We start from the raw sequence: 26,811 nt of genomic DNA, 5'->3' as shown, positions 1-26,811 counted from the left end.
TGCCCCACCCCTCCTAACAATGATTATCATTCTTAAGACTGTATATTTTATTTTCTGGAAGTCCCTAATCAAGTGATTTTTTATCGTCCGGTTAAAAATGGTATCCAAGTTGAGAGGGTATTGAGCGGACATCGAGATTTTGAAGATATTTTTCATGGCAGTGAGGAAAAATAACAGCGTAGGCGTAGCCCGTCGTAGACATCGCTTGTCCATTTACGCTTCTTTTCTAGGATCGCCAGCTTTCACCTCAATGATATGATATACCAAAATGAATGCGGTAATTACTCAAATGAGTAAGCAAACTGGGGTTTGAGAAAGTAAAAGCTGCTTTTGTTTGCGGAAAACACTAAAATGCGAAAGTAAAAGCTGCTTTTGTTTACGGAAAACACTAAAATGCGAGATTAAAAGCTGCTTTCGTTTACGGAAAACACTAAAATGCGAGATTAAAAGCTGCTTTTGAGAAAGTAAAAGCTGCTTTTGTTTGTGGAAAACACTAAAATGCGAGATTAAAAGCTGCTTTTGAAGAAGTAAAAGCTGCTTTTGAGTAAGTAATCAGGCATTTTTACTTAATTGAATATGAATTTTAGTCTAGGCGATCGCTTCTCTACGAGACGCTACGCGAACGCTAACGCGCTTTTCAGTTTTATTACGGTACGCTTTGCACAAAACTAGCTTATTCTGGATTTGGGGGGAGGCGATCACGAATATATTCTAAATTTTCACGGCACATAACCGTATCAGGATTATTTACACCTAGTCGTTGTTCAAAAATTTCCAAAGCTTTTACACATAATATTTCTGCCTCCTTATAGCGGTATTGGATACGGTAAAGATATGCCAGTTGATCTAAGCTGATTGCCACTTGATGATGGTCTTCTCCTAATAAGGTTTTTCGCAGTGCCACGACTTGTTGATATTGTTGTTCAGCTTCACTGTAGCGATGCTGCCCACAATAAATATTTGCTAGAGTATTTAAGCTAAAAGTGAGTTTTAGGGAGTCTTCATTTATCTGGCAGATTTGTATGGATCTTGTACACAGCATTTCTGCGTCACAATAGTTGCCCTCTTCAGAGTATAAAGCTGCCAGATTATTAAAGCTTGTTGCTACATCAGTATGAGTCTCTCCCAATAAGCAGATTCTTAATTCTAAAGCTCTTTTGTAGATAGGTTTTGCCTTTTCGTAAAACTTCTGAGCTTTGTAAAGATATGCCAAATTGCTCAAAGTGGTAATTGTATCAGGATGTTCCTCGCTTAGCAGATGCCTGTTTATTTCTAAAGCTTCTTTGTATTGATCTTCTGCTTGTGAATAATATCCTTGAAATGTGTAGAGTGATGCTAGATTGTTGCGGCTAGAGGCTCTATATGAACCAGCAAAACTAGAAGGTCTGTCAGCAACCTTTATGCACAGTTTATACCAAGGCTCTGCTTGTTCATAAGAACCCCGACCTTCATAAAATCTGCCTAAACCAGTGAATAGCCAAATTAAATCATCATTGTTATTTAAGTCTTTTAGAGCTTTAGCAGCTTCTTCCAAATGTTGTAGTGTAGGATTAACTGCTGTAATCGTATTATGGGTAATTGACTGGGGATGAGAAATTGACTTTGCGATTGCTACCATTACCCGACAAAGCGATCGCTTTAATTCCTCCACTTGATTGAACTTAGCCTGCTTGAGTTGAAAAAATTCCCGAATGAGTTGATGTAGTTGGTAGCTGTCCTCACCTTGAAGCAAATGCAAACTTTCTAACTCAACTCTGCTATCTTCCAACTGTTCAGCATCTTTCCCCGTTTCTACACTTTCTACCAGTCTCCAGGGAATAGGAGCTAAAGCAAATAAACTCCTTGAGTTTAATAGGTTTTAGATGAGCGATGTCTATGACTGGCTGTTTGATGACGCAGCTGCCGTCAGTGATACTGGCTGTACCGCCCTTTTAAGAATATTCATTATTTTAAATTCTCCGTTTAAATCTAATTTCATCAAGTCCTAGCAAACCTGCTGCTAATAGCAAAGGTAAGTAATAGTAAATTACCCGATAAACTAACATTGACCCCAAAACTGCCGCCGCCGAAACTTTTGAAGAGAGAATCAGCAAAATTATAGTTTCAAATACTCCCAAACCACCGGGGACATTACTAACAACACCTGCAAACATCGCTAATAAATAGATTCCCAAAAAGTCTAGATAGGACAAAGATATATTAATAGGAAGCACAACATAAAGAACCGCCGCCGCCAGAATCCAGTCAAAACTAGAAATTCCTATTTGAGCCAGGGATATTTTCAAAGAAGGAAATCGAAATTCTTGTCCCCGAATTATTAATGGTTGTTTAATAAAAATACTTCCAAGCAAATAAGCAACAACCAATAACAGAAAAATCACGCCGATGGGACGCACAGTGGCAAAAGGTAAATGTAATTGAGTGGGAACTTTGAGGGGGTTGATGAGGAACAAGCAACCCGCAACGGCAAACATTCCTAACCAGAAGGTAAAATTGGCGAAAGCAATTACTTGAGCGATCGCTACTGCTGACACTCCCCAACTAGAGTAAAATCGATAACGGATAGCACTGCCAGTCAGCAAGGCAAAACCGATGGTATTACTAAATGCAGAGCTAATAAAGCTGGTTAGAGCAATCTTGTTCCAACTCAGGGAGCGATTAATGTAGCTAAAACCTAAGATATCGTACCCAATCATCACTAGATAGCCCAAGGCTGTCAGCCAAACTGCCCAACTTAAGCGACTTTTGGGAATAGCAGCTAGAGAGTTGAGGATATCACGATAATTATACTCATGCAATTCGTTAGCGATCGCCCACACAGAAAGCATCAGCAGCGATAAGCCGAACAGTGTGCTAAATTTGAGTTGCAACTTTTTAACCATTTTAAAAGTCCTGAGTACTAAGTGAAGAAACGTATCCTAACTCTTGACTTTTAACTTACTAACAGTCGCAAAATTTCCATCAGGTTGACACATAATTGACATATCATTTGCATAAACTTTTGAAGATAAACACCAGCTACAAAGTTTTTTTTATAGTCATAACTGAATAAATGAACTACAAAAAATCTAAAATTCTCTTGCTAGTTTCCGTATTAACTCTAGTTGGCTGTAATTACAGTCAAAGTGTAACAGCAAAACCACCTCAACAGCAGGATTTACAAACAACGCCTTCCCTTATTTCAACGCAGCCCAATACTAGCAATTTAGCTACTCCTCTAACTTACAAGATTGAAACTTACAATAGTCAAGTAATGGGCGCAAGTCGTACCTACGGCGTTTCTTTACCACCGGGCTATAAGCAAAATCTAAAACAAAGTTATCCTGTAATCTTTCTCCTCCACGGTGGACATGGTTATCCCACTGATTGGTTTATTCAGAACAAGGGACAAGCTCTTAAGACTGTGGAACAACTTTATACTACAGGTAAGTTGCCACCCAGCATCATCATTACACCAGATGGCAACGACAAACGTGGCTCTAGTCCCTACTGGGACCCCCAATATATCGATGGACCTAACGGCAAAGTCTCCACAGCCGTGGGGGATGAGTTAGTAAAAGTTGTGCAAAGCCGTTATCGGACACTAACTAATCCAGATTTTTGGGCGATAGGTGGTTTATCTTCTGGTGGTTGGGGAGCAATGAATGTGGGATTACACAACCTGGATCATTTCTCGGTTTTATTTAGTCATAGTGGTTATTTTCAGGATAAAAGCGGCCCGAAGAATAGCCCAATAACTTATATCAAAACCATTTCCACACCAGCTAAAAAAAGATTGCGGATATATCTAGATTCAGGTAAATCAGATATTGAAGAAATAGACGAAGCCAAAGGATTTACTAAAGTACTAAACAATCTCCAAATTTATAATTCATTTCGTCAGTTTCCTGGCAGTCACACTTGGCAATACTGGCGTGAACACTTAGCGGATTCTTTGACATTTGTGGGAAAACAATTTAGAGCTTCTGAGATAGCTCATAGAGATGAGAATTTAGGTTTTAATCGTGGTAAAAATACTCGAAGTTATTAGAACTTTCACTGGAAATAAGGCGATTTTGCCAAAACGTTGGTGCAATTTTTCAGCATATTCACTATAGTAAGTTTTAATGGAGGTGATTTTTTTTAACCGCTAAAAGAATATGAAGATTTCTAAATTTTTAATTAGCTTGGTAGGAGCGATCGCAATCCTCACGACTGCTGGTTATTATTATGTATTCATCTTAGGTGCGCCACAACTAGACCCGCCGCCAGAAGAAGCAGATACTGGGCTAAAGTTTCAATTAGCAACCTTCAACTCCCAAGCGATGGGTGCAGCCCGTAACTACGGTGTGATTTTGCCTCCTAGTTATAACAAAAATCATCAAAAGCGCTACCCTGTGATATTCTTATTACATGGTGGTCATGATGATGCTCGCGCTTACGCTGACAAGTATGGTGTCCTAGACGTACTGCATGAACTTTATCAAAGTGGAAAATTACCGCCCTCGATTGTGATTACACCTGATGGTAATGATAATCGCGGTTCCAGTCCTTTGTATGATCCTGATTATTTTGATGGTCCGAATGGCAAAGTGGGGACTTTGATTGGTTTAGAATTAGTAAAAGTTGTCAAATCGCGCTACCGCACTTTGGAAGAACCCCAGTTTTGGGCGCTGGGAGGTCTGTCTTCTGGGGGATGGGGGGCTTTTAATATCGGGTTACGCCATCTCAACAACTTCCACATTCTGTTTAGCCATAGCGGTTATTTTACCGATAATAGTGGTTCACAAAATAGTCCCCAACAAATCGTGCAACAGCTACCAGTTGAAGATAGAAAGCAATTGCGTGTTTACCTAGATGCAGGTCTGAACGATACTAATTTGCTAGCTTCTACCAAAGTCTTCAACGAAACCTTAAATAAATTAGGCATTGCTCACGTATTTTATGCATTTCCTGGAGGTCATGGTTTGTCTGGTGCAGACATAGGCTGGAACTACTTTCACAAACATCTCAAAGATTCGCTTTCGTATGTAGGTGAACAGTTTAAAAAAGTTAAGAGTTAGAAGTTAGGAATTAAGAGTTAAAATTGGAAAACTCAGCTTCTACCGATTTCCTTGTGCTAGGGCATTAAAATTAAGGTGTTATGGAGAAAATTCAAAACATGAAAACTTAATCCGTATAATTAACACAGCCTAGAAAACTGGTTTGTTTATTATTTTAATCCCTAAAGAGAGTGCTAGAGCCAAAACTCCAAACTCCAAACTCCTAACTCATAACTCCTAATTAATACTTTTAGACTAATGACCAATAATTTAAAAACTCAGATTGGGCTTTGGAGTGCGGCTTTCCTTACAGGTTTAGTCGGAGTAGTAAATTTGTTGTCAGCAGTGACACCTAACCTGTATGGGCGAAATCACTGGTTGAAGGAATTGTATGGGCAAAATCACTGGTTGAAGGAATTTTTACCATTTGAAATCCGGGCTAGTGGTCATATATTTGCAGCGTTGACTGGGTTTATTTTACTAGCACTTGCTACTAACTTATTACGCCGAAAAAGAATCGCTTGGTTACTGACGATTACTTTACTAGTGATTTCGATTTTCAGCCACTTGCTGAAGGGATTGGACTATGAAGAAAGTCTACTCTCTGGAGTTTTACTGCTGCAATTAATTTTGATGCGCCATTTTTTCACAGCGCAATCAGACCGTCCTTCGATCGCACGGGGAGTTCGAGCGCTGATCGGTGCTTTATTATTTACCCTGGCATACGGAACTATTGGATTTTACTTGTTAGACGGCAAGTTTTCCGAGAATTTTAATTGGCGGGAAGCGATAGTTCAGACTTTGGCGATGTTCTTCACCGCGGATAATTGGGGACTGCAACCAAAGAGCCGATTTGGAGATTTCTTTGCTAATTCTATCTATATTATTGCCGCAGGTACTATTACTTATGCAATAGTAATGCTGTTGCAACCTGTGTTTTGGCGGAATCTAGCAACTACACATGAGCGGCAAAAAGCTAAACAAATTGTCGAGCAATATGGATGTTCTTCTTTAGCAGCGTTCACACTCTTAAATGATAAAAGTTATTATTTCAGTCCTTCGGGTAATAGTGTAATTGCTTATGTTCCTAAAGGACGGGGCGCGATCGCTTTAGGAGATCCCATCGGGCCGATTGAAGACCGCAAAGAGACAATTGTTGCTTTTCAGCAGTTTTGCCAGCGCAACGACTGGTATCCTGGCTTTTACCAAACTTTGCCCGATGATGTTGAGCTTTACAAGTCGTTGGGGTTTAAAGTACTCAAGATTGGAGAAGAAGCGATCGTTGATCTAAAAAGTTTTACGTTACAAGGTAAAGCTGGTAAGAACTTTAGACCATCAATTAGTCGTTTAACTAAGCTAGGATACCAAATCGACTTTTACCAACCACCCATCGCCGATGCTTTGTTGCACAGACTCAAACCTGTCAGTGATGAATGGCTGAAAATGGTACAAGGTTCGGAAAAACAATTTTCTTTGGGTTGGTTTGAGGAAGCTTACCTGCGAGACTGTGAGATTGCTGTGGTGCATAATCCTGAAGGTGAGATCAGCGCCTTTGCCAACATTCTCAGCGAGTACCAACTCAACGAAGCCACTATTGACATGATGCGACACCGCCCGTCGATAGAAAATGGCACAATGGACTTTCTATTTATTTCCCTGCTTCAACATTTTAAAGACGGTGGGTACGACAGCTTTAATTTCGGTCTTTCTGCCCTTGCGGGAGTTGGAGACAACCCAGAATCGCGCCGCTTAGAGAAAATATTGCACTATCTTTATGGGCATTTGAATCGCTTTTACAATTTCAAGGGACTGCACGCCTACAGAGAGAAATTCCGCCCCCGTTGGGAACCACGTTATTTGGTTTACCCCAGTTTAGCCGGCTTACCTGATGTAGTTGTGACATTGATTCGCGCCGATTCAGGCGATCGCCTCTTCGATTATTTCAAACCCGGAGCCTAAATGTGGGAAAATCATAATGCGCTGACTCCAAAAATTCGCAATGATTTTGACCAATGCTTAGAGATGTTTGAAAAGTATTTTTCGTAACATCAAAGCCTTGGAAACCTAACGTACTGGGACCCCCTTCTCTACGTTCGCGTAGCGGCAGGAAGTCCGGGAATGAGGGTTTCAAAGCCTCTCTCCGCTTCAGGGAGAGGTTTCAAGTATACTTTACGACTTTTCATACATCCTCTTAGGAACAATATCAAGCACCTGCAAGAACATTATCAAAGAACATGGATCATGAGCAGTTAAGGCATGACTCGATGTTTGGGGTGGCGATAGGAAAAATTATTGGTTCATAGAACCAGAAAAAATTAATGTTTAGTTAATCTCTCAAATGCCTAGCAGAAAACTTAGTGCAAGGTTTCTCAACTAAGTTATAAGTTATAAATGAAACAAATATGGTAGCTATCAACATTGATAAAGAAGTATACAAAAACTGTAAGTTATTTGTAACTTGATTAAAAAATCTAGATTTGAGTAAATCTATTACTACTTCGTGAGATAAATAGCAACTATAAGAAATAATTCCTAAAAATACTAATGGTTTCATAGAGAGAATTGACCTGATTTGCTGAATTTTGCTACTTCCTATATCTTTATATAAAAGACATAATAATATAAGACTCCAAAATAAGCTTAATAATATATCTCCAAAGTAAAAATGAATTACTGGTGCAGAAATTAAAGCATAATTGGTTAAAAATAAACCAATAATTGAGATAAAAAATAAGGGGAATATTAAATTATAATTAACCCTAAAATTATATTTTTCGCTATGCAGGAATATTGCCAGTAACATTCCACAACAAAAAGTGCTCAAAAATCCTGGCAAATTCCGATTAATAATTAGCGCACTTTCGGAGTTAATATAGCTAAAATGAATAGCTTGAGTCAGAATTTTATTAAATACAGTGAATAATATTCGGAAAGCTTGCGATAAAGTTAAAATAAATATAGTATATTTAAATAGTATAGTTGTATTTAAATAGGTTTCATATTTTCTATTCATTAGAAATATGAAAATACCAAGAAAAATATAAAATTGAAACTCCAGACCTAATGACCACCAAGGTCCACTAAATCCATATATTGTTTTATTTTAAAATGTATGAAGCATAAAAAGATGAAACAAAAATTGCAGTTTTATGTCTTTTAAGTAATTTATATATTCGGGATTAATCTGCCATCCTAGTAGAGATATTGCTATAACCAAAACTAGAAAACATAAATAAGTAGGATATATTCTTGTAATCCGCCTATACATATATTTTTTAATAGAGGGTAAATTCTGATTGTTTTCTATTGAAACTATAAAGGGTTTGAATAATAAATACCCACTTAAAACAAAAAATAGATGAAGTCCGTAGTTAGAAAAAAATATTTGTTTAATGTCAAGCTTGAAAATTAAAAATGTCAGTTCAGATTTACGTTCATAGTTTTGGAACATATGAGTCATACATAAATACTAGAAAAAATGCTATACCTCTCATGCTATCAAGAATTTTGATATGTGATTTTTGAAGTATTTGCATAAATAAAAATTTGTATGTAATACACTACTGCTGTCCACTTGAAGGTTACTCTATTTGTGCAGAGTTTTGCAAGCTAGGCAGAAAATTTTCAGTGTATCCACTGAGAAAGACCTAAAATGGACATTTTGTAAATTTATATTAAGCTAATTTCTAAAACTCCTGATATACGGCAGCTTCAGCCTCAGCCTCAATCTAAGCGTGTCTTTTATTGATCCGAGCCGCTAGGTAAAGAAATTCGGTACTTATACTTAAGAGTCTTAAGAAACTAACGCTAACGACTTATCAAGTTGGTATATCACTAAGCATAAGTTAATTTTATTACCTGAAATAGCAATAGATTTACTAATAATCTTTAAGAAAATTACGCAGAAATCAACTTCAATGAGACAATCTGACCTAATCTTCTCAACCTAAAGTAAGACATGAGCGATCGCACAAAGGCTCTCCAGGCTCTCGCGGCTGAACGTTGGCGGGTATCCCTAATTCTCAGTGGAGCTATGATGTTTATTTACTTTGGCTTTATCCTATTAATCGCGTTCAATAAGCCCCTGCTGGGGTCATTAGTAGTTCCTGGCCTTAGCTTGGGAATTTTACTAGGGGCGCTGGTAATTGTCTCAGCATGGGTATTAATTTTTATCTACGTGCGTTGGGCAAATAACAGTTACGACGACCAAATCGCAAGGCTGACACGCAAGTAAATTAGCTATTAGCAATTTCTAGCCCAAAATCCAAATAATCAAACCCAAAATTAAGCATGAATAGTGTATGGTTCAATCTGCCACTAGCGGCGGATATTAGCAGTCTGGGTAAGTTTAACCCGTTAGCGATCGCTTTCTTTTTTCTGTTTGTTGCCAGTTCTTTAGGCATTACTTTTTGGGCGGCAAAACTCACCAAAAATACGGCACAGTTCTATACAGCTGGCGGTAAAATTAGCGGTTTCCAAAATGGGCTGGCCTTGGCGGGAGACTTCATGAGTGCAGCTAGCTTTTTAGGTATCACTGGGCTGGTAGCACTCAACGGCTTTGACGGCTTAATTTATTCTATCGGCTTCTTGGTGGGTTGGCCGATTGTCATGTTCCTGATTGCCGAACCACTACGCAACTTAGGTAAATACACCTTTGCTGATGTAGTGGCTTATCGCTTGCAACAAAAACCTGTACGTATCGCATCGGCGATTGGAACGCTGGTAGTGATTAGCTTTTACTTAATTGCCCAGATGGTAGGCGCTGGTGAATTAATCCAACTATTGTTTGGCTTTGATTATGAATTAGCTGTGGTCATCGTCGGTTGCGTGATGATGGCTTATGTGATTTTTGGCGGGATGATTGCCACCACTTGGGTACAAATTATCAAAGCAGTTTTGTTGCTCGGTGGAACGATCTTACTAGCTATCTTGGTACTGGCACGATTTGGCTTTAACCCGATCGCTCTTTTCGCTGCTGCATCTGAAAAGTATACAGGTGTATTAGCTCCGGGCAAACTGGTTTCTGATCCCTTGGATGCTATCTCTTTGGGGATGTCGTTGATGTTCGGCACGGCTGGACTACCCCACATCCTGATGCGTTTCTACACAGTACCCGACGCCAAAGCTGCGCGGCTCTCTGTTACTTACGCCACAGCCATTATTGGCGTTTTTTATCTCCTTACCTTCATCCTGGGCTTTGGAGCGATGGTGCTAGTAGGTCAAGATGCCATCAAGCAAATTGGTACTGGTGGTAATATGGCTGCACCGATGTTAGCAGAATTTCTCGGTGGTGATGCTTTCTTAGGCTTTATTTCGGCTGTTTCCTTTGCAACTATTTTGGCGGTAGTGGCGGGGTTAACGCTCTCAGGTGCGGCTGCATTGTCCCACGATTTATGGGTAAATGTGGTGCGCTCTGGCCATGCCGACGAGTCAGAACAGTTGAAAGTGGCTCGTGGTGCGACAATGCTTTTGGGGTTAGTGGCGATATTCCTCGGCATTTTGTTTAAAGGGCAAAACGTCGCTTATATGGTAGGATTAGCATTTGCGATCGCAGCTAGTGCAAACTTCCCAGCGTTGCTCTTATCAATGCTTTGGCGACGCTTCACCACCAACGGGGCGGTTGCGAGCATGTTAGTAGGTACTGTCTCCTCTTTAGTGCTGATTTATTTGTCACCTACTATTCAAGTAACGATTCTTAAGCACGCTTGGGCACCCTTTCCGCTGAAAAATCCTGGCATAATTAGTATCCCACTGGCATTTATTGTGGCGATCGTTGTTTCACTATTGAGTACTGAACAGCAGGCACAGGAAAAATTTGCGGAAGTTGAGGATCGCATTCACATTGGTTCTGGGATGTGATTTTGTCAACGCACAAGGGACTGACAAATAAACAAATACTCAAATACTTCTTGTGGGGTGGGCTGGAAAGCCATTGGTGTCAACTTAACCTAGAAGTTAGACTTGGCAAGCTTTGGAGGTTTCACCCTCACCTCCAGCCCCTCGACCAATTTTGGTAGAGGGAAGCAAATTCTCTAGTTCCCCTTCTCCCAAGTTGGGAGAAGGGGTTAGGGGATGAGGGCAAAACGTCTTCTCAAAGCAGTGAGAAAAAGTTTTAGCCTTAACCCAAGCGTATTGGTATAAATTCAAGCCCCAGTGAATGGAATTCGCGGCGACACAAACTCTCATCCGCCTGCGCGGACTAAGGAAAAATTGAGGTTTTTTAACCCACGGAGATGGGTAAAGCCTCGTGTAGACAAGCCAGTGCATTGGGCGGCTCCGCCGACTTGTTCGCGCAGCGTCTCCCCTTGGGAGAAGCACCTGGCGCGCGGTTTCTAACCGCCCTTTTCATCTTGGCTGTGCTTTTCCCTACTGTCCAAGTTCTTTAATGTTATTCATCACTTGTTGATATAACTCGTTGTTACCTTGACTTTGAAAAATGCTTGCTGCTTGTTGTAAGTCCTTAAGCGCTCCCTGTTTGTCTCCACTGGTGACGCGGGCATTTCCGCGGTTATTGTAGGCAGGGGCAAAGTTAGGATTGAGGCGAATGGCTTGATTGTAATCTGCGATCGCCCCATGTGGATCTCCATTGGCAGCACGAGCATTTCCCCGATTATTGTAGGCGATCGCATATTTGGGGTTGAGGATAATTGCTTGATCAAGATCATCTATTGCCCCTTTTTTGTCTCCATTAGTGATGCGGGCATTTCCCCGGTTATTGTAGGCTTCGGCATAGTTAGGATTAAGGCGAATCGCTTCACTGTAATCTTTGACTGCTTCTCTGTTGCTTCCCAGTGAGGCGCGAGCATTTCCTAAGTTATTGTAGGCTTCAGCGTCGTCAGGGTTGATGCGAAGTGCTTGATTATAATCTGCGATCGCTTTATCCTTGTCTCCCAAATCAAAGTAGGCTAATCCCCGACCGTTGTAGGCAGCGCCATATTGAGAATTTTGATTAATTGCCTTACTATAGGAAGCGATCGCGGCTTGCAAGTCGCCGTTTAAATGCTGATCTTTTCCCTGAATATAGAATTTCCCACCAATGGAAGTTGTCGCTGAACGACGGCTAGGTGGACTAACTCCTATTTCTGTTACCAATATATTCTCATTCTTACTGCAAGAAACACTACTAATTGCGGTCAATGTACTAAAAATAGCTATGGTAAATAAAGTATTTACCCTTGTTCCATTTTGCCCAAATAAACGCCGTCTCATAAGTTAATATAAACTGCCATAACGCCGGAACGAGATTATTACCAAAATCTAGATTTTAATTCTTTCACTCAATAATTCTTCTAACTTTTGATATAACTGTAAAGTGAATTGACAAATTTACCTGATATTCAATAGCTTTATTTAATGGTTATTTGTCAAAGCAATGATCAACTATAAAGTATCAAACTTGCTAGATAAATTCTGATATTTGTAGCCGGATGAACAATTTACTCCTCCTCAGTTTCACTCTCTTGAGTTTTGGAATTTAGCCGCCAATAAGTAGTTTTGTCAATATCTACAGACAGATGTTCTAGATTTTGCCCTAAATCTTTTTGGAGTTTCTGAGTTAGTGTAATCGGAAAATCTAAATTAATACCTTGAGTTTGTGCTAGCCTTGCCAACTCCATAAAAGTAGCTTTGATAGTAGTGCGTTCAGAACTAGTCAGCTTATAATCAGAAGTTTCCGATATATTCTGAGCTTGCATAGCTTTTTTCATGCGTTCTTCTAAATGCTCATATTCGGAATTCAACAACTTCGATTGCTTCTGAAGTTGTGAGTATCTGCTACTTAGTAATATTAAGTCTTCCGTTGCAGAGTCGGGGTTAGCTTGGGCTTGTAATCCTAACAAATTTAAGTGGATTTGAGCAAGATAAATACAATCTAAGTAAGCATACTCTATCTGTTCTTCAGTCAGGGGACGTTTTGCCCAATCGCTTTTTTGTTCTTGTTTGTCGATATTGTTAAAGCTACAAAGTGCTGTAGCTATGGTCTTGAGTTGGTAGTTGGGTAATGGTAAAAGATAGTAGGGAATTTTTTTTGCTATTTCCAAAGTGCAAGTAATATTTTTGGCTTTCTTATTACCGAGAAGCTTTAGATCATAACTGGCGTTGTGAAAAACTTTTTCAATTGCAGAATTTATCATAATTTCATCAATAAATTCAGCTATAATGTTAGGCTGATCTAGGACATCTAAAAGGTAGACGCGATCGCCACTCATATCTTGAGGATCATCTAATACCTGAATCAGCGATAGTCGCGGATTACGACTTTTATAGTCAGCCACTTCTGTATCTATCCACAGCGTTTTAGCGTTGGTATATTCAGCAACAATGGCTCGAATTTTGGCGGCAGAAGTAAGGTACGGCATTGGCTAATATTTCCTGATATTTAGGGCATTGTAAGCAAGCCATAGTTTTCTAAAGTAACATTTTGTTGGTAATTTTGCTGGCATAGTATTGCAAAAACACTGAAGTTTTGAGTTGCCGTAGCTACCCCCGCACTTCTCTACGAGACGCTGGGCGTAGCTTGCTTCTCCGGAGAAGTACGGCAAGCTCAGTGACCATCGTAGACATCGCCAAACAGACTCAAATCTGATAACATCAAGTCACCACTGTAAGATGGCATAGTCTTCAGCCTCTACCTTAAATTCATAGAAAGCTACATTGTGGTTAGCAGCCGTCAGAAAAATTGAATTGGCATTTCTCAAAACTGGCCGAAAAATCTTAGCTTCAAGAAATCGTCCAAGTTTCAATTTTCAGTAATCTGAGTGCAAGCTTTGAGTAGATTTACTGCTTCACATTTGATTGTTTTTTAACATCTGCTCCTCACCATGACACACACTTCAAGTACTCAATTCGGAGATAGATAATGAAAAACTTAATTCCCTTACTAGTTAGCAGCATTTTGGTAGTCGGTACTTTTGGCTGTCAAGAGGCTCCTAAAACTGGTTCGGAAACTCCTAACACTACTAATGAAGCTGCTCCAGCACCAGCAACACCAGCTTCTCAAATAAATCAAACTACTACCAACATCCCAGGAAAAGAAACTACTCCTTCAGTAGCTAGCACAGACACTAAAGTTAAAACCGATGCTGAAAAACCAGCAGCAACAAAAGCCAAGGGCGACTTAAAAACCGAAGTTAGCAAAAAGTTAAACAAAGGCTTACCAGGCAATAAGTTACAAGTTGAAAATAAAGAAGGTGAAATTATTCTCAAAGGCACAACAGCTTCTGTTGAAGAACTTCAGAAAGCTGCAACCTTGGCTAAAGAAGTCCAAGGTGTGAAGACAGTGAAGATGGAAGCAAAAGTTGAAGCTGTGAAAAAGCCATAAAAGCATAACTGAAACTGTCAGTTACAGTAGTTTTCATTTAATTCAACCACATTTGTTGTAGGGGCAATTCATGTAGACCAAGGCTAGCCGCAGGGTATTGCCCCTACCTAAAAATCATTATTTTTAGCTATTGTTTGCGTAAGTCATGATTACTTCTCTTTCAGCTTTCAGTTTCCCTAAGTAGGAAAGGTAGGACAAATTTTTCGCACATTTTAAATATGCATCAAATAAGCTGTTCATACTGTTTTCCAATGGGTATTAAATATATTTTTGTCTCAAGCAAGAATCCTGTTACCTAAAATATAAATTTTATATAAAGTCGAGAAAACACATGCCCTCTTAGAGATAATCAAGGCAAAATTTCTGAGACGATTTAAATAAAAAGAAGTGGTACTGTATATCTTTTCCGGCTCATTCAAGTAGAAACTAGCGTAAAAATCATTTTTAAAGTTTCGATGAATGACCGTAAAAATACGAATAATATAATAATTTTAATGATACAGTTTCTTTATTATCAACCTAACATAAACCAAGACAACGCCAACAAATTATTTTGATCATAGCCATAAGCTACAGCGTCTGGCTATCCAATCTAGATACCTATACACACTAAGGATGTCGTTTTTTGTGTGCCTAACTTTTTACAAAAATTCATTACCGATGATAAATTCCAAATATTAACAATGTTCTCAAGCTAATACTTCGCGTATAACAGCCATAAGGCTAAACTTCGGCATACTTAATAGTTGTTATTGATTTTAGCAATATATTATTAAATGCCTGCCGTACTAGATATAGAAGCGTGAATAGACATAAAAATGTCAAAAATTCATTGTGTGAAAGGTTATCGTTTATGGGATGCCGATTGAAAGTCTTTCTAAATAAAGAAGAAAAGCTGACTTTAGAAGAGTTAAGAAAAGCCAAAGATGTTCCTCAACGTACTAAAGATCGAGCTCAAGTTTTACTGCTTAATGCTCGCGGCTTAAAAAACGAGCATATTGCTAAAGGCTTAAACTGGGCAATTTCAACAGTACGTCAAACCCTTCATCGCTGGGAAAAGATGGGTTTAGCAGGTCTCTGGGATGCTCCTGGCCGAGGAGGAAAACCCCGGTATTCCGAATCAGATTTGGTTTATCTAGAAAATTGTTTAGCTCAAGAGCCACAGACTTATAACTCTAAACAACTGGCAAAAAAACTGGCATCTGAGCGTCAAGTAAGCTTGAGTGCAGATCGATTACGACGGGTACTTAAAAAAAGAGGAAGGAGGTTTGGAAGCCCACGCACTCAACCCCAAAAACAGAATAAACCTGTTGCAAAAATACTTGAACCGCCAGAGAATCAAGCCTCTGGTTAATAGCAAAACTCCGTTTAAACCGACTAAAAATACTGTCATTAGTTGGTTTAAACCGACTAGAGCTATAAGAAAAGTAAATTTATTTCCGGGCGGGTGTTCGACTTTTGCAAGAGGTCTAATAATTAGCTGATTGTAGAATAGCTGTTGATTCACAAGTCAGAATCAACAGCTATTCTACGGGAAAGCAATCTACGCGGACTCGCTCTCTACCAGTCGGACTCCAATTGTTTCTGAATTCTATTTAGATAAAACAAAATCCACCTAAACATTAAAGTGTTTGGTGGATTTGTTAGTTATTTTTAGTGGATCCGAGCAGAGTCGAACTGCTGTCCAAATTGGGTATTGACCCCCCGCTCATTCACAGGTTTAGCCTTTCTGACCCTCAAGGCGGGAATCGCTCATTATCCCGAACGTAGGATGCTCTGATTTAATCTTAGCCAGCAAGCCAACCAGAGAACGCTTACTAGAGCATCCGTTGGGGTTTGGTCTTCAGTCCTTAACGGAGTCAAACTAAAGACGCTCGAACCTATAAGAGGCGTTTAGGCAGCTACTAGAGCGTCCTTACGAGCAAAGTTAACGATGTTGTTCGCATTTACTTTTTTGTCGAGCCTTTGATTTGCGAGAGGAGACTCACTCTCGACCTGAATCACAGAGCAGCGTTCGCCAACCTGTCGAAACCGTGACGGACCCATGCGCTTCATTATTCAATTATAATACGCAATGTTTGAAATGTGTTACTAGACAAAAAATATTTGGTTGCTGTTTAACAAAGGTTTCTATTTTAAAATCTAAAGATTCGCCCTTGTGGTTCTAGATGTCGCGCAAAAGCTTGCAGAGCAACCCCAGCAGCAGTTTGCTTTTCTAGCTGCATTGAATGAGCCGAAGGAAACAGCGAATTTACCAGAAATAAAATAGCCAATTGCTAATCTGAAAATAATTAGCAATTGGCTATTATCGCAACTAACAATTAGCTATTTTCTAAGTTAGTGCTTCAGCGCCGCCCACAACTTCAAGGAGTTCTTGGGTAATTGCAGCTTGTCGGGCTTTGTTATAAGACAGCGTGAGGGTATCAATCAGTTCACCAGCGTTCTCGCTAGCATTACTCATGGCTGTCATCCGGGCTGCTAGTTCACTAGCCGCCGATTCTTGCAACGCCCGCAATAACTGGTTACTCAGATACAGGGGCAACAAAGAATCGAGAATCTGCACTGGATCTTGCTCGAAAATCATATCAGGAGCCAGCAGGCGGACTTGCTTAGTCACTTTTTCCCGTTCTACTTCAAATTTACCGCTACGGGATGTCAACCGGAAGATTTCATCATCGGCTGCTTCTAGACCTTGCGGATCGAGGGGCAGTAAGGTTTGTACCACAGGACGAGAGCTAACCAGGGAAAGGAATCTGGTATAGATTAACTCGATGCGGTCTACTTTTTCCGAAAGGAATAAGGAAAGTAGTTGGTCAGCAATCTGATTGGCTTCAGCTGCGGTGGGAATTTGCTCTAAGCCAGTGTAGGTGGCATCTATGGGCTGACTGCGCCGTTGAAAGTACTGTGTAGCTTTGCGCCCGACGATTACAAATTGATAGTCTAAACCTTCTGCTTTGATTTCCTTGGCGCGGTTTTCTGCACGACGGATAACGTTATTATTGTAGCCGCCGCATAGACCGCGATCGCCTGAAATGACCAACAGCCCGACTGACTTAACTTGGCGTTTTTTCAGCAGTGGCAGGTTTGCTTCTTCAAATCGTAGACGGCTTTGTAAACCATATAATACTTGTGCCAAGCGATCGGCAAAGGGGCGAGTCGCTAACACTTGTTCTTGCGCCCGACGCACTCTAGCTGCCGCAACTAGGCGCATGGCTTCTGTAATTTTCTTGGTGTTTTTGACCGACTGAATGCGATCGCGTATTGCTTTTAGATTGGCCATATTCTTGTTTTTAGTGCTTAGTCATTTGTCCTCTCTTACAAAGTTCTGATGGTCGGAAACCGACCCTCAGACTTTGCGCTTTGTCCTTTGTCACTAGTCATTAGTTATTTACCAATGACTAATGACTAATGACTAATGACTAATTACGCTGAAGCTTTGAAGGTCTTCTTGTATTCCGTGAGTGCTTCCTTCAAAGCCGCTTCTTCTGCGTCACCTAGTGCTTTAGATGCTTGTACGCCTTGTGCATACTGGGTTTTCCCAGTCTTTAAGTATTCCCGCAGACCTTTAGTAAAGGTGGTTACTTGATTTACAGGGACATCATCTAAATACCCGTTAATACCAGCGTATAAAATTGCCACTTGTTCGTATACCGAGAGTGGTGAATTTTGTGGCTGCTTGAGGAGTTCGCGTAACCGTTCCCCACGTGCCAACTGGTCTTGAGTGGCTTTATCTAAGTCGGAAGCAAATTGGGCGAAGGCTTGCAGGTCGTCAAATTGCGCTAGTTCCAATTTAATCTTACCGGCAACTTTTTTCATTGCCTTGGTTTGAGCGGCAGAACCCACGCGGGATACGGAAATACCAGGGTTTACAGCCGGACGGATACCAGAGTTAAACAGGTCAGAAGACAGGAATATCTGACCATCGGTAATTGAAATTACGTTGGTGGGGATGTATGCTGAAACGTCACCAGCTTGGGTTTCGATAATTGGTAGGGCGGTCATACTGCCTTTACCTAATTCGTCACTCAGCTTTGCTGCTCTTTCTAACAAGCGGGAGTGGATGTAGAATACATCTCCAGGGTAGGCTTCGCGTCCGGGTGGACGACGCAGCAGTAGGGACATTTGCCGATAAGCTTGGGCTTGCTTAGAGAGGTCATCGTAAATTACTAGGGTAGCTTTACCCTTGTACATAAAGTACTCAGCAATACTTGCACCTGTGTAGGGAGCTAGATATTGTAGGGTTGCAGGTTCACTGGCACTAGCGGCGACGACGACGGTGTAATCAAGTGCGCCTTTTTCTTGCAATGTCTGCACCACGTTAGCTACGGTAGAAGCTTTTTGACCGATCGCAACGTAGACACAAACTACATCTTCTTCTTTTTGGTTGATGATCGTGTCAATAGCGATCGCAGTTTTACCGGTTTGGCGATCGCCAATAATCAATTCCCGTTGACCACGACCGATGGGAATCATTGAGTCAATCGCTGTGATACCCGTTTGCATGGGTTCGTGTACAGACCGACGGGCAATGATACCGGGTGCTGGAGATTCAATCAAACGGCTTTCTGAAGTCTTGATATCTCCCTTACCATCAATGGGACGACCCAAAGCGTCTACAACTCGTCCAATTAAAGCTTCTCCTACGGGTACTTGGGCAATTCTCCCAGTAGCGGTTACAGTACTACCTTCTTGAATTTCCAGCCCTTCACCCATAAGCACCGCGCCCACATTGTCTTCTTCTAAGTTCTGGGCGATGCCAATTGTGCCATCTTCAAATTCTAAGAGTTCCCCAGACATCGCCTTTTCCAGACCATAAATCCGGGCAATACCGTCACCTACTTGTAGGACAGTACCAACGTTAGCAACTTTGACCTCTTGATCGTATTGCTCGATTTGTTGTTGGATAATGCTGCTAATTTCGTCAGGTCTAATTGATATGCTCATGTGTCTATCTTTTTTGGTTTCGAGACTGAAAAATTAATTCAGTTAGGAGTGATGAGTTAAAAATGCAAAAATTACAAGTTATAAAGTCAAAATAAATTACTATTTACTTAACTCCTAACTCCTGTACAGACGCGATTAATCGCGTCTCTGCTCCTAACTTCTAACTCCTGTACAGACGTGATTAATCGCGTCTCTGCTCCTAACTTTCTAACCACTGGTTAAGCGCAATGAAAGGCGGCGCAACTGACCCCGAATACTGGCGTCAATTACCTGCGAGCCTACTTTAATGATCACACCACCAATTAACTCGTTGTCTACCTTGGTTTCTAGTTCTACCTGACGAGCATTCGTGATGGCAATGACCTTTTGAATGATTGCCTGCTGTTGAGCTTCTGTGAGGGGAACGGCTGAAATTACTTCCGCTAATACGGTTTGATTCAGCTGCCGCAACAGCGCCAGATATTGTTGAAAAATTGATTCCAAGAAGGCAATGCGCCGTTTATCTACCAGTATTAGCAAAAAATTGCGTAAGTACGGGTTAGCACCTTCACCGAGTATTTGTTTGATCAGAGCTTTTTTGTTCTCAGACTGAATAAATGGGTTGCTGAAGAAGTTTTGTAGCTGTTTATCTGCTCTCAGCAGTCCCAGGAAAGTACGCGCATCTTCGCCGAACTCTTCTGTCAAATTTTTCGATTGCGCTATTGACAAAAGTGCCTGTGCGTAAGGTTGGGCTACTTCGGCTGCTGCTACTTGGCTTGTCATACATTGCCTCCGAGTTGTGCGATGCTGCGGTCAATTAAACTTTGTTGAGCATCGTCGGCAATCCCGCCTTTGAGTTGCGATTCGACTTTTTGCAATGCTAGTGTAGCAACTCGTTGCCGCAGTTGAGCGATCGCTCGCTCTGTTTCGGTGTTTAAATCTGCTGCTGCCGTTTGTTTCAAGCGTTCTACGTCTTGCACTGCCTTCGCTAACAAGGCTTCTTTCGCCTTTTGGGCGTTTTCTTCGGCAGATTTGCGAATGCGTTGTGCCTCTGCCTGAGATTGCTTCAACTGCTCTTGCGCTTTGGATAAGGCAATCTTTGCCTCTTTTGAGCGCCCTTCTGCTTCCTGAATTGCGGTGGCAATATTGGATTGTCGCTCATTCAGGATCTTGCTTAAAACTTTCCGTCCGAAGTAGAATAATATGCCAACCAGAATCGCTAGATTTATCAGGTTGGTTTCAAAAATGTCTAAGTTTAGACCGAAACCACCTTCTGCTGCGCCTTCTGCCAATTCAGACTGAACAGCGTTTGCTTCTGCGGCAATTAATAAGAATGTGCCCATGATACCCATTTACAAGTGCGCTGCTCGCTTGCTAATACGTTAGTATTTTCCCAAAGGGAAATAAAGTATCTTTTCCCGAAGGGAAATAAAGTATCTTTTCCCGTAGTAAATAAAGTATCTTTATCTAGTAGGGAAAAAGTGCCTTTTTTGACACTTAATTAAGCGCTCTGGACTAGTGCCCAGTTGCGCGTATGTTTTGATAGAACCAGTCTTGTTAGCTTATCTAACTAGAGTTGGCCCCAATAGTTTTTCTAGAATCTGCCTGCTTAGAGCATCAACTCGTTGCTCTAAGGTATGTAAAGCTTCCTGCTTTTGTTGTTCTATTTCAACAGCAGCTTGTTCTCGTTGAGACTGAGCTTCTTTTTGGGCTTCAGCGATTTTCTCAGCAGTAATTTTCTTAGCTTCTTGTTGAGCTGCTTCTACAGTAGCTTGCGATTGTCTGCGAGCGTCTGCGAGTTGCTGCTCATATTCGGCGGCTAAACGCTCGGCTTTTGCCAAGCTTTCCTTTGCCTCAAGGGTATTCGTTCGGATATAATTATCGCGATCGTCGAGTACCTTGGTCAGTGGCTTATAGAAAATTACATTCAACAAAGCTGCCAATAGCAGGAACTGCAATGCCATGAAGGGCAAGGTAGCATTGAAATCAAACATTTCTCTCCTCTTTGGCTGGAGTAGCAGTTTTCATGGCTAGCAACATCATCCAATCTTTCATATTTTAGAAACCCAGAGCCAACAAGGGTCAAGCTATTTGGGATTTTAGATTGACGACTTCAATTTGATACTGTCCGCAAGCCTGCGTAGTTCAGAGATTTTAGATTTACGACTTTAGATTTGAGAGCAGGCATAGCTCAGATGCAAGTACCGAAAACTCTTGATAATCCAAAATCCAAAATCTAAAATTGGTAGTCAACTTACATCAGAACGACTTAATGCCCAAAATATTTAGATGGTAGAGGCGTGATAGTTCACGTCTCCACACTCACAAAAACTTTTAGGTCTTATCCTGCAAAGGGATTAGCAAACAGTAATACCAGGGCAATAACTAGACCATAAATAGTCAGGGATTCCATGAAAGCCAAGGTTAATAGCAAAGTACCGCGAATTTTTCCTTCTGCTTCTGGTTGACGAGCAATACCTTCTACTGCTTGTCCAGCAGCATTTCCTTGACCAATTCCAGGGCCAATTGCCGCTAAACCAATCGCTAAAGCAGCAGCGAGAACTGAAGCAGCTTGCACTAATGGGTCCATGTTGATTTTCCTTGGTTTGATTACAAAATTAACAAATGTACTTAACGACTAGAAACGTGTTTTTCACGCTGCACCGGGTTCTTTGATCGCGCTTTGCGATGTTTTGAGCGAACATGCTCTTGGAACTGTGCTATCAACTGAGAAGTTTAATGCTCCTCATGCTCTTCTTCACCATGTCCCTCGATCGCCTCATGAATGTATGCTCCAGCTAGGGTAGCAAAAACCAGGGCTTGAATGGCACTGGTAAACAAACCCAAAGCCATTACAGGTAGAGGTACAAATAGAGGAACTAGCAGAACCAGCACCGCTACTACCAATTCATCCGCTAATATATTGCCAAATAGCCGGAAGCTTAGGGAGAGGGGCTTAGTGAAATCTTCGAGAATTGCGATCGGCAATAGAATGGGTGTCGGCTCTATATATTTCTTAAAGTATCCCAAACCACGCTTGCTAAAACCTGCGTAAAAATACGCTAAAGAGGTCAGCAGTGCCAATGCAACAGTCGTATTGATGTCATTAGTGGGAGCTGCCAATTCACCCGAAGGCAGCTTGATGAGCTTCCAGGGAATTAACGCCCCTGACCAGTTCGATACGAAAATAAACAGAAACAATGTGCCAATAAATGGCACCCAAGGGCGGTAATCTTTCTCACCTAGTTGGTCTTTCGCCAAACCACGAATAAATTCTAGGGCATATTCCATCAAATTTTGGATGCCACTGGGAATTCTTTGTGCATTACGAGTAGCTGCTATTGAAGCCACTACTAAAATGCTAATCACAAACCATGAGGTGAGAAAAACTTGCCCATGAATTTTAAGATTGCCCAACTGCCAGTAGAAATGTTGACCTACTTCTAATGCGGCAAGGGGAAAAGAATTAAAGGCGTTTAAGACACTAAGCATTTGCATTCTTCAAGCATTTTCCCCAACGATCGAGGATGGGATTACTATGTTTGTGAGCCTGACTTTTTAAGAATCAGGAATGAACGCAATTTGCACCATATAGACGATTAGCGTGGCTTTGTAAGTCAGAAATCCCAAAAAAATGGGGAGAATCTGTAGCTCACGCCATTGAGTTGCCACGATCATCACTCCCATAAACAGAGCAAAACGAGTTTTGCTCAGACTGGTTTTCTCAGTACCGAGCTGCTCAACGTCTTTAGCCAGCATTTTTAAGTAAACCACACCTGTACACGCCCCAATTAAATAATTAAGGGCAATGTTCAAGGAATAAAAAATCCACACAGAGATAAAAATAACCCCCGTCAAGACAAGCGTGATTACCAACAATCGCTGGAAGAGTTGATGGAACTCTTGCATGGACTTACCTGATTCTGTGTCTTCAGAACCAGTTTTAGCATCTTGTTGCGTTGTCGGAGTGGGCGCAATTGATTCGTCAGACAAGCTCACGAGACTTGAAACCAGTACAGCTAAATTATGATGACTGCACATTCAGTCAGCTGAATCATATCACGATCCGGTAACAATACTTTAGGGAAAAACAATTAACTTTTGCCAAGGTTAGAGAGTCAGTAAAGTCGCGTCACCAGAAGCGAGAGAGCGGCTGATGATGTGAGGGACCCAGGGGGTGAATAATCAATAATCGCTGCCTGAAAATTCAAAATTTCTTCCAATTCCAGCTTTTTTGAGGAAATAATTGTCCTTCAATGTCCTGAGATAGTATCTTGGTGTTTGATCAAGTTGGTGTAACTAAAATCAACTGGTGCTTGAGGAGTATATGGACATACCGCAAATCCGAAATCGGAGAGTAGCGGCTTGTCATTAAACATTGCACCACTGCTGAATTTCAGAAAACTCCAGCTTTTCGGATGGACAATACCCCGTTTCTGGGACACTTTTCTAATTTACATTAATTTACCAAAAGTGGTGATCGGCGATCGCTCCTGACCACGAGTATAAATTTATTTTGTTAATTCAGTATCCGAGTGCAGTGTAATTAAGCAGGTGTCAATAAAATCAGTTGTTGCTGAAGAAGCGTTTTTACCCCATCCAATCCCAGTTCTACACCTGCCAAAATCTCTGCAACTGTGGAATTATTATCACACTTTTGCATAAATTCAAACTCTGCTACTGATAAATTAACAATATGGTAATCGTAATTAAACAAACATTGACTAGGAAATCCTTGAATACAAGGATTAAGTTCAGGAGTCGCCGTCAATAGAGCCTTATCGTCTGTCCAGTCAGCTTTGATTAAGGGAGGACGACCAAGGAAAAACTCGTAATGAGTTACTTCTGGATCTAGTAATTCTATCAGACGGTAAAGTTGGCGCTCGCTTAAATCTTTTGCGCGTTCTACTAACTCTGGTGCTTTACCCAAAAGTCTCTCCAAATCCCAGAAACTCGGATTCGAGAAACCAATAAACTCCAATCCTGAAGCATCAATTAATTCAAACAGCGTCTCAATGTTGTAGTCAATTTCCTGGGGATGAACGTACATATCAGCAAAGTTTTCATCCTTGTGGTTTTCTAGTGACCAACGTTGTTTATCGTATTTGACAATTCGGTTATTTTCTGGTAAAGAAGCGAATATTTGTCGCCCGACTTGGACACCATCGCGGTAGTCGCCTTTTTTGTCACCTTGAATCAGTGCGATCGCTTTTTGCATGAGTTGAATTTCCCAGCGCCCCAATTCTCCATACACAAAAATGTGCATCAAGCCGCCTGGGGCTAACTTCTTCGCCAAAGCTTGAATACCGCGAATTGGATCAGGGGTATGATGTAAAACGCCAACGCAGTTAATTAAATCAAACTCACCCGGTAACTGTTCCACGTCAAACAAGCTGAGGTGATGAAATTCAACGCGGTTAGCCCCTGAACGCTGACAACGTTCTTTGGCTATAGTCAAAGCGCCAGTACTGAGGTCAATTCCCACAACAGAAGCTTGAGGATTGAGGTGAACCAAGTACTCTGTACCCACACCAGTACCGCAACCTGCATCTAAAATCCGAATATCTTGCTTTCGGGGTTTTTGACCTGTGCAAAAATTATGAGCGGCTAGCCAATTCCAGCGCCAGTTGTAGCCTGGAGGTGGTTCATCCAACAGGGCCTCCGGCGGAAAGGGGTAGGTATTGTAGAGTTTGGCAACAGCAGCACTAACAGTTTGGGAATCGGACATGATGAGGAATAACGCAGCATTACTGAGTTTACCGGATTAGGGCAAAGATTACTATTGCTTATAGCGCTTATCAGTTGAGTCAAATACAGACCTAACCCCAGCCCCTTCCCTACAAGGGAAGGGGGGTAAGATTCAAAGCCTCTCTCCTTTTAGGAGAGAGGTCAGACTGTATTGCATACAAACGATAAGCGCTATATTTCCTGCTACTTATCCAACAGCAAAGTCAGTAAATTCGCGTTTATAAAGAGCATGAAATCCTAATAAAATATCTTCTTTAGGTACTCCAGCAGCAACTAATTCATTAGCGATACCGATTTCTGTACCATCTCTTTATATCCAAATTTTGTTATCTTTGATATCAACATGAATGATGACTCCATAAATTCTCCGTTGTTCTTTCCAGCCAATATTTAAGACTTGATAATGATGGCGTTCTGCGTCAAACAACAATTGAACCTCTGTGCCATTCTCCATAAAAAGCTGCTGTGGTTCTAGGCACTCAGCTAGTGGTTGAGAAAATCAAAGAAATGATAAGTAAGGAGGAATATATGAATGAATTTCTAAATATTTCGTCAATAGATGTAAAACAAGGCATACGTGAAGCAGTGGAACAAATAGCCGCAGAACCAGGAACTAAAGTTTTTTATCTTGATGGTAAAAAAATTAATAGCAAAGAAACATTTTTAAATAAAGCTGCTGAAGCAATGCAATTTCCTAGATACTTTGGTGCTAACTGGGATGCTTTTGATGAATGTATCACCGATTTAACATGGTGTCCGGCTGAAAGATACGTCATATTGTATGACCATGCTGATATCTTTGCTCAAGCTGAACCAACACAGTACCAAATAGCATTGGATATTTTCAATTCAGCTAAAGAATACTGGGAAGCTAATAATATTACTCTGAACTTTTTAACTATAAACAAATAGGTCAATTTAGCCTTGAGACAAATTAAGATATAGTCCAATCTTCTAAACGCAAATTAGGAACTTTCTCAAAATATTTCCGGTTGCGGGTTACTAAAATCCCATTAACTGACAGCGTAATTGCTGCAATGCGTAAATCTTGTGTACCAATGCGGATTATTTGACGAATCAAGTCTTCGTAACAATTGATAGCATACTCATCAAATCCTAGCGATCGCTCCCATGATTTACAACCAATCAGAATTTGATTTACGCTGTGAATGGGGCTTACAAGGAGTTGCTCAACTCGCTCCTATCAGTGATGTAGTTGTGATAGTTGATCTTCTCTCTTTTTCTACCTGTGTGGAAATTGCCACCAACAATGGCGCGATAATTTTTCCCTATGCAATCAGAGATGAATCTGTTATAGATTATGCCAAGTCAGTGCGAGCAGAGTTAGCAAGTCACAGACAACGTTGGACTACAACAGGATATTCTCTCTCGCCAAAATCGGTTGTTCAGATTCCGGCTGGAACGAGACTAGTTTTACCCTCACCTAATGGTTCTTTTCTGACTTTACATACAGGGAATACACCAACTTTGGCCGGTTGTTTGCGAAATTGCCAAGCTGTGGCGCAGTTTGCTCAAAAGTATGGCGATAAAATCGCTGTGATTCCTGCCGGTGAGAGGTGGAAAGATGATGGTAGCCTACGACCTGCATTTGAAGATTTAATTGGTGCTGGGGCAATTCTCAGTTATTTAAATGGTAATTTGTCACCAGAAGCTGAAGTGGCTGTGGCAACATTTCAGGCTTTCCGGCAGGATTTACTGGGGTACTTGAAAAAATGCAGTTCGGGTAAAGAGTTGATTGAAAAAGGTTTTGAGTCAGATGTTGAACTGTCCGCCGCCTAC

General features: G+C 41.0%; 25 protein-coding genes, 1 other RNA gene and 2 pseudogenes. 9 read left to right on the top strand and 19 right to left on the bottom strand.

The features are described from left to right. Positions 1 to 673 precede the first annotated feature (673 nt). Together ACYTXL_RS22670 and ACYTXL_RS22665 are read right to left on the bottom strand one after the other, a co-directional pair. Positions 674 to 1,768 carry a tetratricopeptide repeat protein gene (locus tag ACYTXL_RS22670; protein ID WP_461926691.1) on the bottom strand — a complete coding sequence of 365 codons (1,095 nt, stop codon included), beginning with the start codon at positions 1,766 to 1,768 and terminating at the stop codon, positions 674 to 676. 181 nt (positions 1,769 to 1,949) lie between these two features. After that, complete coding sequence (locus ACYTXL_RS22665) at positions 1,950 to 2,882, bottom strand: lysylphosphatidylglycerol synthase domain-containing protein (RefSeq protein WP_461926690.1); 933 nt, start codon at positions 2,880 to 2,882, stop codon at positions 1,950 to 1,952. A gap of 170 nt (positions 2,883 to 3,052) precedes the next feature. Between ACYTXL_RS22665 and ACYTXL_RS22660 the strand changes: the two genes are divergently transcribed. From ACYTXL_RS22660 to ACYTXL_RS22650, 3 genes are all read left to right on the top strand, one after another. Next, complete coding sequence (locus ACYTXL_RS22660; protein WP_461926689.1) at positions 3,053 to 4,030, top strand: alpha/beta hydrolase; 978 nt, start codon at positions 3,053 to 3,055, stop codon at positions 4,028 to 4,030. A gap of 109 nt (positions 4,031 to 4,139) precedes the next feature. After that, positions 4,140 to 5,042: an alpha/beta hydrolase gene (locus ACYTXL_RS22655; protein ID WP_461926688.1), complete on the top strand. Its 903-nt coding sequence runs from the start codon at positions 4,140 to 4,142 to the stop codon at positions 5,040 to 5,042. Between the two features lie 237 nt (positions 5,043 to 5,279). Then, complete coding sequence (locus tag ACYTXL_RS22650) at positions 5,280 to 6,980, top strand: phosphatidylglycerol lysyltransferase domain-containing protein (protein ID WP_461926687.1); 1,701 nt, start codon at positions 5,280 to 5,282, stop codon at positions 6,978 to 6,980. Between the two features lie 367 nt (positions 6,981 to 7,347). Here the strand turns inward: ACYTXL_RS22650 and ACYTXL_RS22645 are convergent. Beyond that, a pseudogene (locus ACYTXL_RS22645) lies at positions 7,348 to 8,472 on the bottom strand (acyltransferase family protein). Between the two features lie 507 nt (positions 8,473 to 8,979). Here ACYTXL_RS22645 and ACYTXL_RS22640 point away from each other — a divergent pair. After that, positions 8,980 to 9,255, top strand: a complete 276-nt coding sequence (locus ACYTXL_RS22640) for a DUF485 domain-containing protein (RefSeq protein ID WP_292801701.1) — start codon at positions 8,980 to 8,982, stop codon at positions 9,253 to 9,255. A 56-nt stretch (positions 9,256 to 9,311) separates the two neighbouring features. Continuing rightward, the gene (locus tag ACYTXL_RS22635) at positions 9,312 to 10,880 is read left to right on the top strand and encodes a sodium:solute symporter family transporter (protein ID WP_461926686.1); all 1,569 of its coding nucleotides are present in this window, start codon (positions 9,312 to 9,314) and stop codon (positions 10,878 to 10,880) included. 96 nt (positions 10,881 to 10,976) lie between these two features. Here the strand turns inward: ACYTXL_RS22635 and ACYTXL_RS22630 are convergent, their stop codons facing one another. From ACYTXL_RS22630 to ACYTXL_RS22620, 3 genes are all read right to left on the bottom strand, one after another. Next, a complete protein-coding gene (locus ACYTXL_RS22630; protein WP_461926685.1) occupies positions 10,977 to 11,288 on the bottom strand; it encodes a hypothetical protein in 312 nt (103 codons plus the stop codon). Between the two features lie 99 nt (positions 11,289 to 11,387). Further along, positions 11,388 to 12,230, bottom strand: coding sequence for a tetratricopeptide repeat protein (locus ACYTXL_RS22625; protein WP_461926684.1), 843 nt, complete (start codon positions 12,228 to 12,230; stop codon positions 11,388 to 11,390). Positions 12,231 to 12,457: 227 nt separating this feature from the next. Then, the gene (locus ACYTXL_RS22620; RefSeq protein ID WP_461926683.1) at positions 12,458 to 13,378 is read right to left on the bottom strand and encodes a ribonuclease D; all 921 of its coding nucleotides are present in this window, start codon (positions 13,376 to 13,378) and stop codon (positions 12,458 to 12,460) included. 500 nt (positions 13,379 to 13,878) lie between these two features. Between ACYTXL_RS22620 and ACYTXL_RS22615 the strand changes: the two genes are divergently transcribed. Next, entirely contained in the window at positions 13,879 to 14,340 is a 462-nt protein-coding gene (locus ACYTXL_RS22615; protein ID WP_461926682.1) for a BON domain-containing protein, read from the top strand. 865 nt (positions 14,341 to 15,205) lie between these two features. Then, on the top strand, positions 15,206 to 15,694 hold the full coding sequence (locus tag ACYTXL_RS22610; RefSeq protein ID WP_461926681.1) for a helix-turn-helix domain-containing protein: 489 nt from the start codon (positions 15,206 to 15,208) through the stop codon (positions 15,692 to 15,694). Positions 15,695 to 15,994: 300 nt separating this feature from the next. Here ACYTXL_RS22610 and ssrA read toward each other — a convergent pair. The 12 genes and pseudogenes from ssrA to ACYTXL_RS22550 form a co-directional block, all read right to left on the bottom strand. Further along, positions 15,995 to 16,384, bottom strand: a transfer-messenger RNA (tmRNA) gene (ssrA, locus tag ACYTXL_RS22605). 288 nt (positions 16,385 to 16,672) lie between these two features. Beyond that, the gene (locus ACYTXL_RS22600; RefSeq protein WP_461926680.1) at positions 16,673 to 17,620 is read right to left on the bottom strand and encodes a F0F1 ATP synthase subunit gamma; all 948 of its coding nucleotides are present in this window, start codon (positions 17,618 to 17,620) and stop codon (positions 16,673 to 16,675) included. Positions 17,621 to 17,763: 143 nt separating this feature from the next. Then, positions 17,764 to 19,284, bottom strand: coding sequence for a F0F1 ATP synthase subunit alpha (atpA, locus tag ACYTXL_RS22595; RefSeq protein WP_461926679.1), 1,521 nt, complete (start codon positions 19,282 to 19,284; stop codon positions 17,764 to 17,766). A gap of 207 nt (positions 19,285 to 19,491) precedes the next feature. Then, positions 19,492 to 20,046, bottom strand: coding sequence for an ATP synthase F1 subunit delta (atpH, locus tag ACYTXL_RS22590; RefSeq protein ID WP_334791186.1), 555 nt, complete (start codon positions 20,044 to 20,046; stop codon positions 19,492 to 19,494). Next, positions 20,043 to 20,615 carry a F0F1 ATP synthase subunit B gene (locus ACYTXL_RS22585; protein ID WP_461926678.1) on the bottom strand — a complete coding sequence of 191 codons (573 nt, stop codon included), beginning with the start codon at positions 20,613 to 20,615 and terminating at the stop codon, positions 20,043 to 20,045. The genes atpH and ACYTXL_RS22585 overlap by 4 nt, the downstream gene beginning before the upstream one ends. A gap of 210 nt (positions 20,616 to 20,825) precedes the next feature. Continuing rightward, complete coding sequence (locus ACYTXL_RS22580; protein ID WP_292801681.1) at positions 20,826 to 21,257, bottom strand: F0F1 ATP synthase subunit B'; 432 nt, start codon at positions 21,255 to 21,257, stop codon at positions 20,826 to 20,828. Positions 21,258 to 21,604: 347 nt separating this feature from the next. Next, positions 21,605 to 21,853: an ATP synthase F0 subunit C gene (atpE, locus tag ACYTXL_RS22575; RefSeq protein ID WP_196521630.1), complete on the bottom strand. Its 249-nt coding sequence runs from the start codon at positions 21,851 to 21,853 to the stop codon at positions 21,605 to 21,607. Between the two features lie 146 nt (positions 21,854 to 21,999). Continuing rightward, the gene (atpB, locus tag ACYTXL_RS22570; RefSeq protein WP_292801679.1) at positions 22,000 to 22,761 is read right to left on the bottom strand and encodes a F0F1 ATP synthase subunit A; all 762 of its coding nucleotides are present in this window, start codon (positions 22,759 to 22,761) and stop codon (positions 22,000 to 22,002) included. Between the two features lie 60 nt (positions 22,762 to 22,821). Continuing rightward, on the bottom strand, positions 22,822 to 23,304 hold the full coding sequence (locus ACYTXL_RS22565; RefSeq protein WP_461926677.1) for an ATP synthase subunit I: 483 nt from the start codon (positions 23,302 to 23,304) through the stop codon (positions 22,822 to 22,824). A 212-nt stretch (positions 23,305 to 23,516) separates the two neighbouring features. Then, positions 23,517 to 23,708, bottom strand: coding sequence for a hypothetical protein (locus ACYTXL_RS22560; RefSeq protein WP_461926676.1), 192 nt, complete (start codon positions 23,706 to 23,708; stop codon positions 23,517 to 23,519). Positions 23,709 to 23,809: 101 nt separating this feature from the next. Continuing rightward, a complete protein-coding gene (locus ACYTXL_RS22555) occupies positions 23,810 to 24,991 on the bottom strand; it encodes a class I SAM-dependent methyltransferase (RefSeq protein ID WP_461926675.1) in 1,182 nt (393 codons plus the stop codon). Between the two features lie 207 nt (positions 24,992 to 25,198). Further along, a pseudogene (locus ACYTXL_RS22550) lies at positions 25,199 to 25,450 on the bottom strand (element excision factor XisI family protein); the annotation flags it as partial. A 26-nt stretch (positions 25,451 to 25,476) separates the two neighbouring features. Between ACYTXL_RS22550 and ACYTXL_RS22545 the strand changes: the two are divergent. Beyond that, positions 25,477 to 25,923, top strand: coding sequence for a barstar family protein (locus tag ACYTXL_RS22545; protein ID WP_461926674.1), 447 nt, complete (start codon positions 25,477 to 25,479; stop codon positions 25,921 to 25,923). 22 nt (positions 25,924 to 25,945) lie between these two features. On the opposite strand, the gene ACYTXL_RS22540 is transcribed toward ACYTXL_RS22545, so the two are convergent. Next, entirely contained in the window at positions 25,946 to 26,092 is a 147-nt protein-coding gene (locus ACYTXL_RS22540; protein WP_461926673.1) for a hypothetical protein, read from the bottom strand. 50 nt (positions 26,093 to 26,142) lie between these two features. Between ACYTXL_RS22540 and ACYTXL_RS22535 the strand changes: the two genes are divergently transcribed. Next, a partial coding sequence (locus ACYTXL_RS22535) for a 2-phosphosulfolactate phosphatase (RefSeq protein WP_461926672.1) occupies positions 26,143 to 26,811 on the top strand: 669 nt, incomplete at its 3' end.

Source organism: Nostoc sp. (genome assembly GCF_054880495.1).
The sequence above is the reverse complement of the archived record's forward strand: the minus strand, read 5'-3'. Positions and strand labels throughout refer to the sequence as shown.

Bases quoted from the DNA above. Each gene is read 5' to 3' on its own strand.
- ACYTXL_RS22665 (WP_461926690.1), bottom strand. From the start codon at position 2,882: ATGGTTAAAAAGTTGCAACTCAAATTTAGCACACTGTTCGGCTTATCG.
- ACYTXL_RS22660 (WP_461926689.1), top strand. From the start codon at position 3,053: ATGAACTACAAAAAATCTAAAATTCTCTTGCTAGTTTCCGTATTAACT.
- ACYTXL_RS22655 (WP_461926688.1), top strand. From the start codon at position 4,140: ATGAAGATTTCTAAATTTTTAATTAGCTTGGTAGGAGCGATCGCAATC.
- ACYTXL_RS22650 (WP_461926687.1), top strand. From the start codon at position 5,280: ATGACCAATAATTTAAAAACTCAGATTGGGCTTTGGAGTGCGGCTTTC.
- ACYTXL_RS22640 (WP_292801701.1), top strand. From the start codon at position 8,980: ATGAGCGATCGCACAAAGGCTCTCCAGGCTCTCGCGGCTGAACGTTGG.
- ACYTXL_RS22635 (WP_461926686.1), top strand. From the start codon at position 9,312: ATGAATAGTGTATGGTTCAATCTGCCACTAGCGGCGGATATTAGCAGT.
- ACYTXL_RS22630 (WP_461926685.1), bottom strand. From the start codon at position 11,288: ATGCACTGGCTTGTCTACACGAGGCTTTACCCATCTCCGTGGGTTAAA.
- ACYTXL_RS22625 (WP_461926684.1), bottom strand. From the start codon at position 12,230: ATGAGACGGCGTTTATTTGGGCAAAATGGAACAAGGGTAAATACTTTA.
- ACYTXL_RS22620 (WP_461926683.1), bottom strand. From the start codon at position 13,378: ATGCCGTACCTTACTTCTGCCGCCAAAATTCGAGCCATTGTTGCTGAA.
- ACYTXL_RS22615 (WP_461926682.1), top strand. From the start codon at position 13,879: ATGAAAAACTTAATTCCCTTACTAGTTAGCAGCATTTTGGTAGTCGGT.
- ACYTXL_RS22600 (WP_461926680.1), bottom strand. From the start codon at position 17,620: ATGGCCAATCTAAAAGCAATACGCGATCGCATTCAGTCGGTCAAAAAC.
- atpA (WP_461926679.1), bottom strand. From the start codon at position 19,284: ATGAGCATATCAATTAGACCTGACGAAATTAGCAGCATTATCCAACAA.
- atpH (WP_334791186.1), bottom strand. From the start codon at position 20,046: ATGACAAGCCAAGTAGCAGCAGCCGAAGTAGCCCAACCTTACGCACAG.
- ACYTXL_RS22585 (WP_461926678.1), bottom strand. From the start codon at position 20,615: ATGGGTATCATGGGCACATTCTTATTAATTGCCGCAGAAGCAAACGCT.
- ACYTXL_RS22580 (WP_292801681.1), bottom strand. From the start codon at position 21,257: ATGTTTGATTTCAATGCTACCTTGCCCTTCATGGCATTGCAGTTCCTG.
- atpE (WP_196521630.1), bottom strand. From the start codon at position 21,853: ATGGACCCATTAGTGCAAGCTGCTTCAGTTCTCGCTGCTGCTTTAGCG.
- atpB (WP_292801679.1), bottom strand. From the start codon at position 22,761: ATGCAAATGCTTAGTGTCTTAAACGCCTTTAATTCTTTTCCCCTTGCC.
- ACYTXL_RS22565 (WP_461926677.1), bottom strand. From the start codon at position 23,304: ATGTGCAGTCATCATAATTTAGCTGTACTGGTTTCAAGTCTCGTGAGC.
- ACYTXL_RS22555 (WP_461926675.1), bottom strand. From the start codon at position 24,991: ATGTCCGATTCCCAAACTGTTAGTGCTGCTGTTGCCAAACTCTACAAT.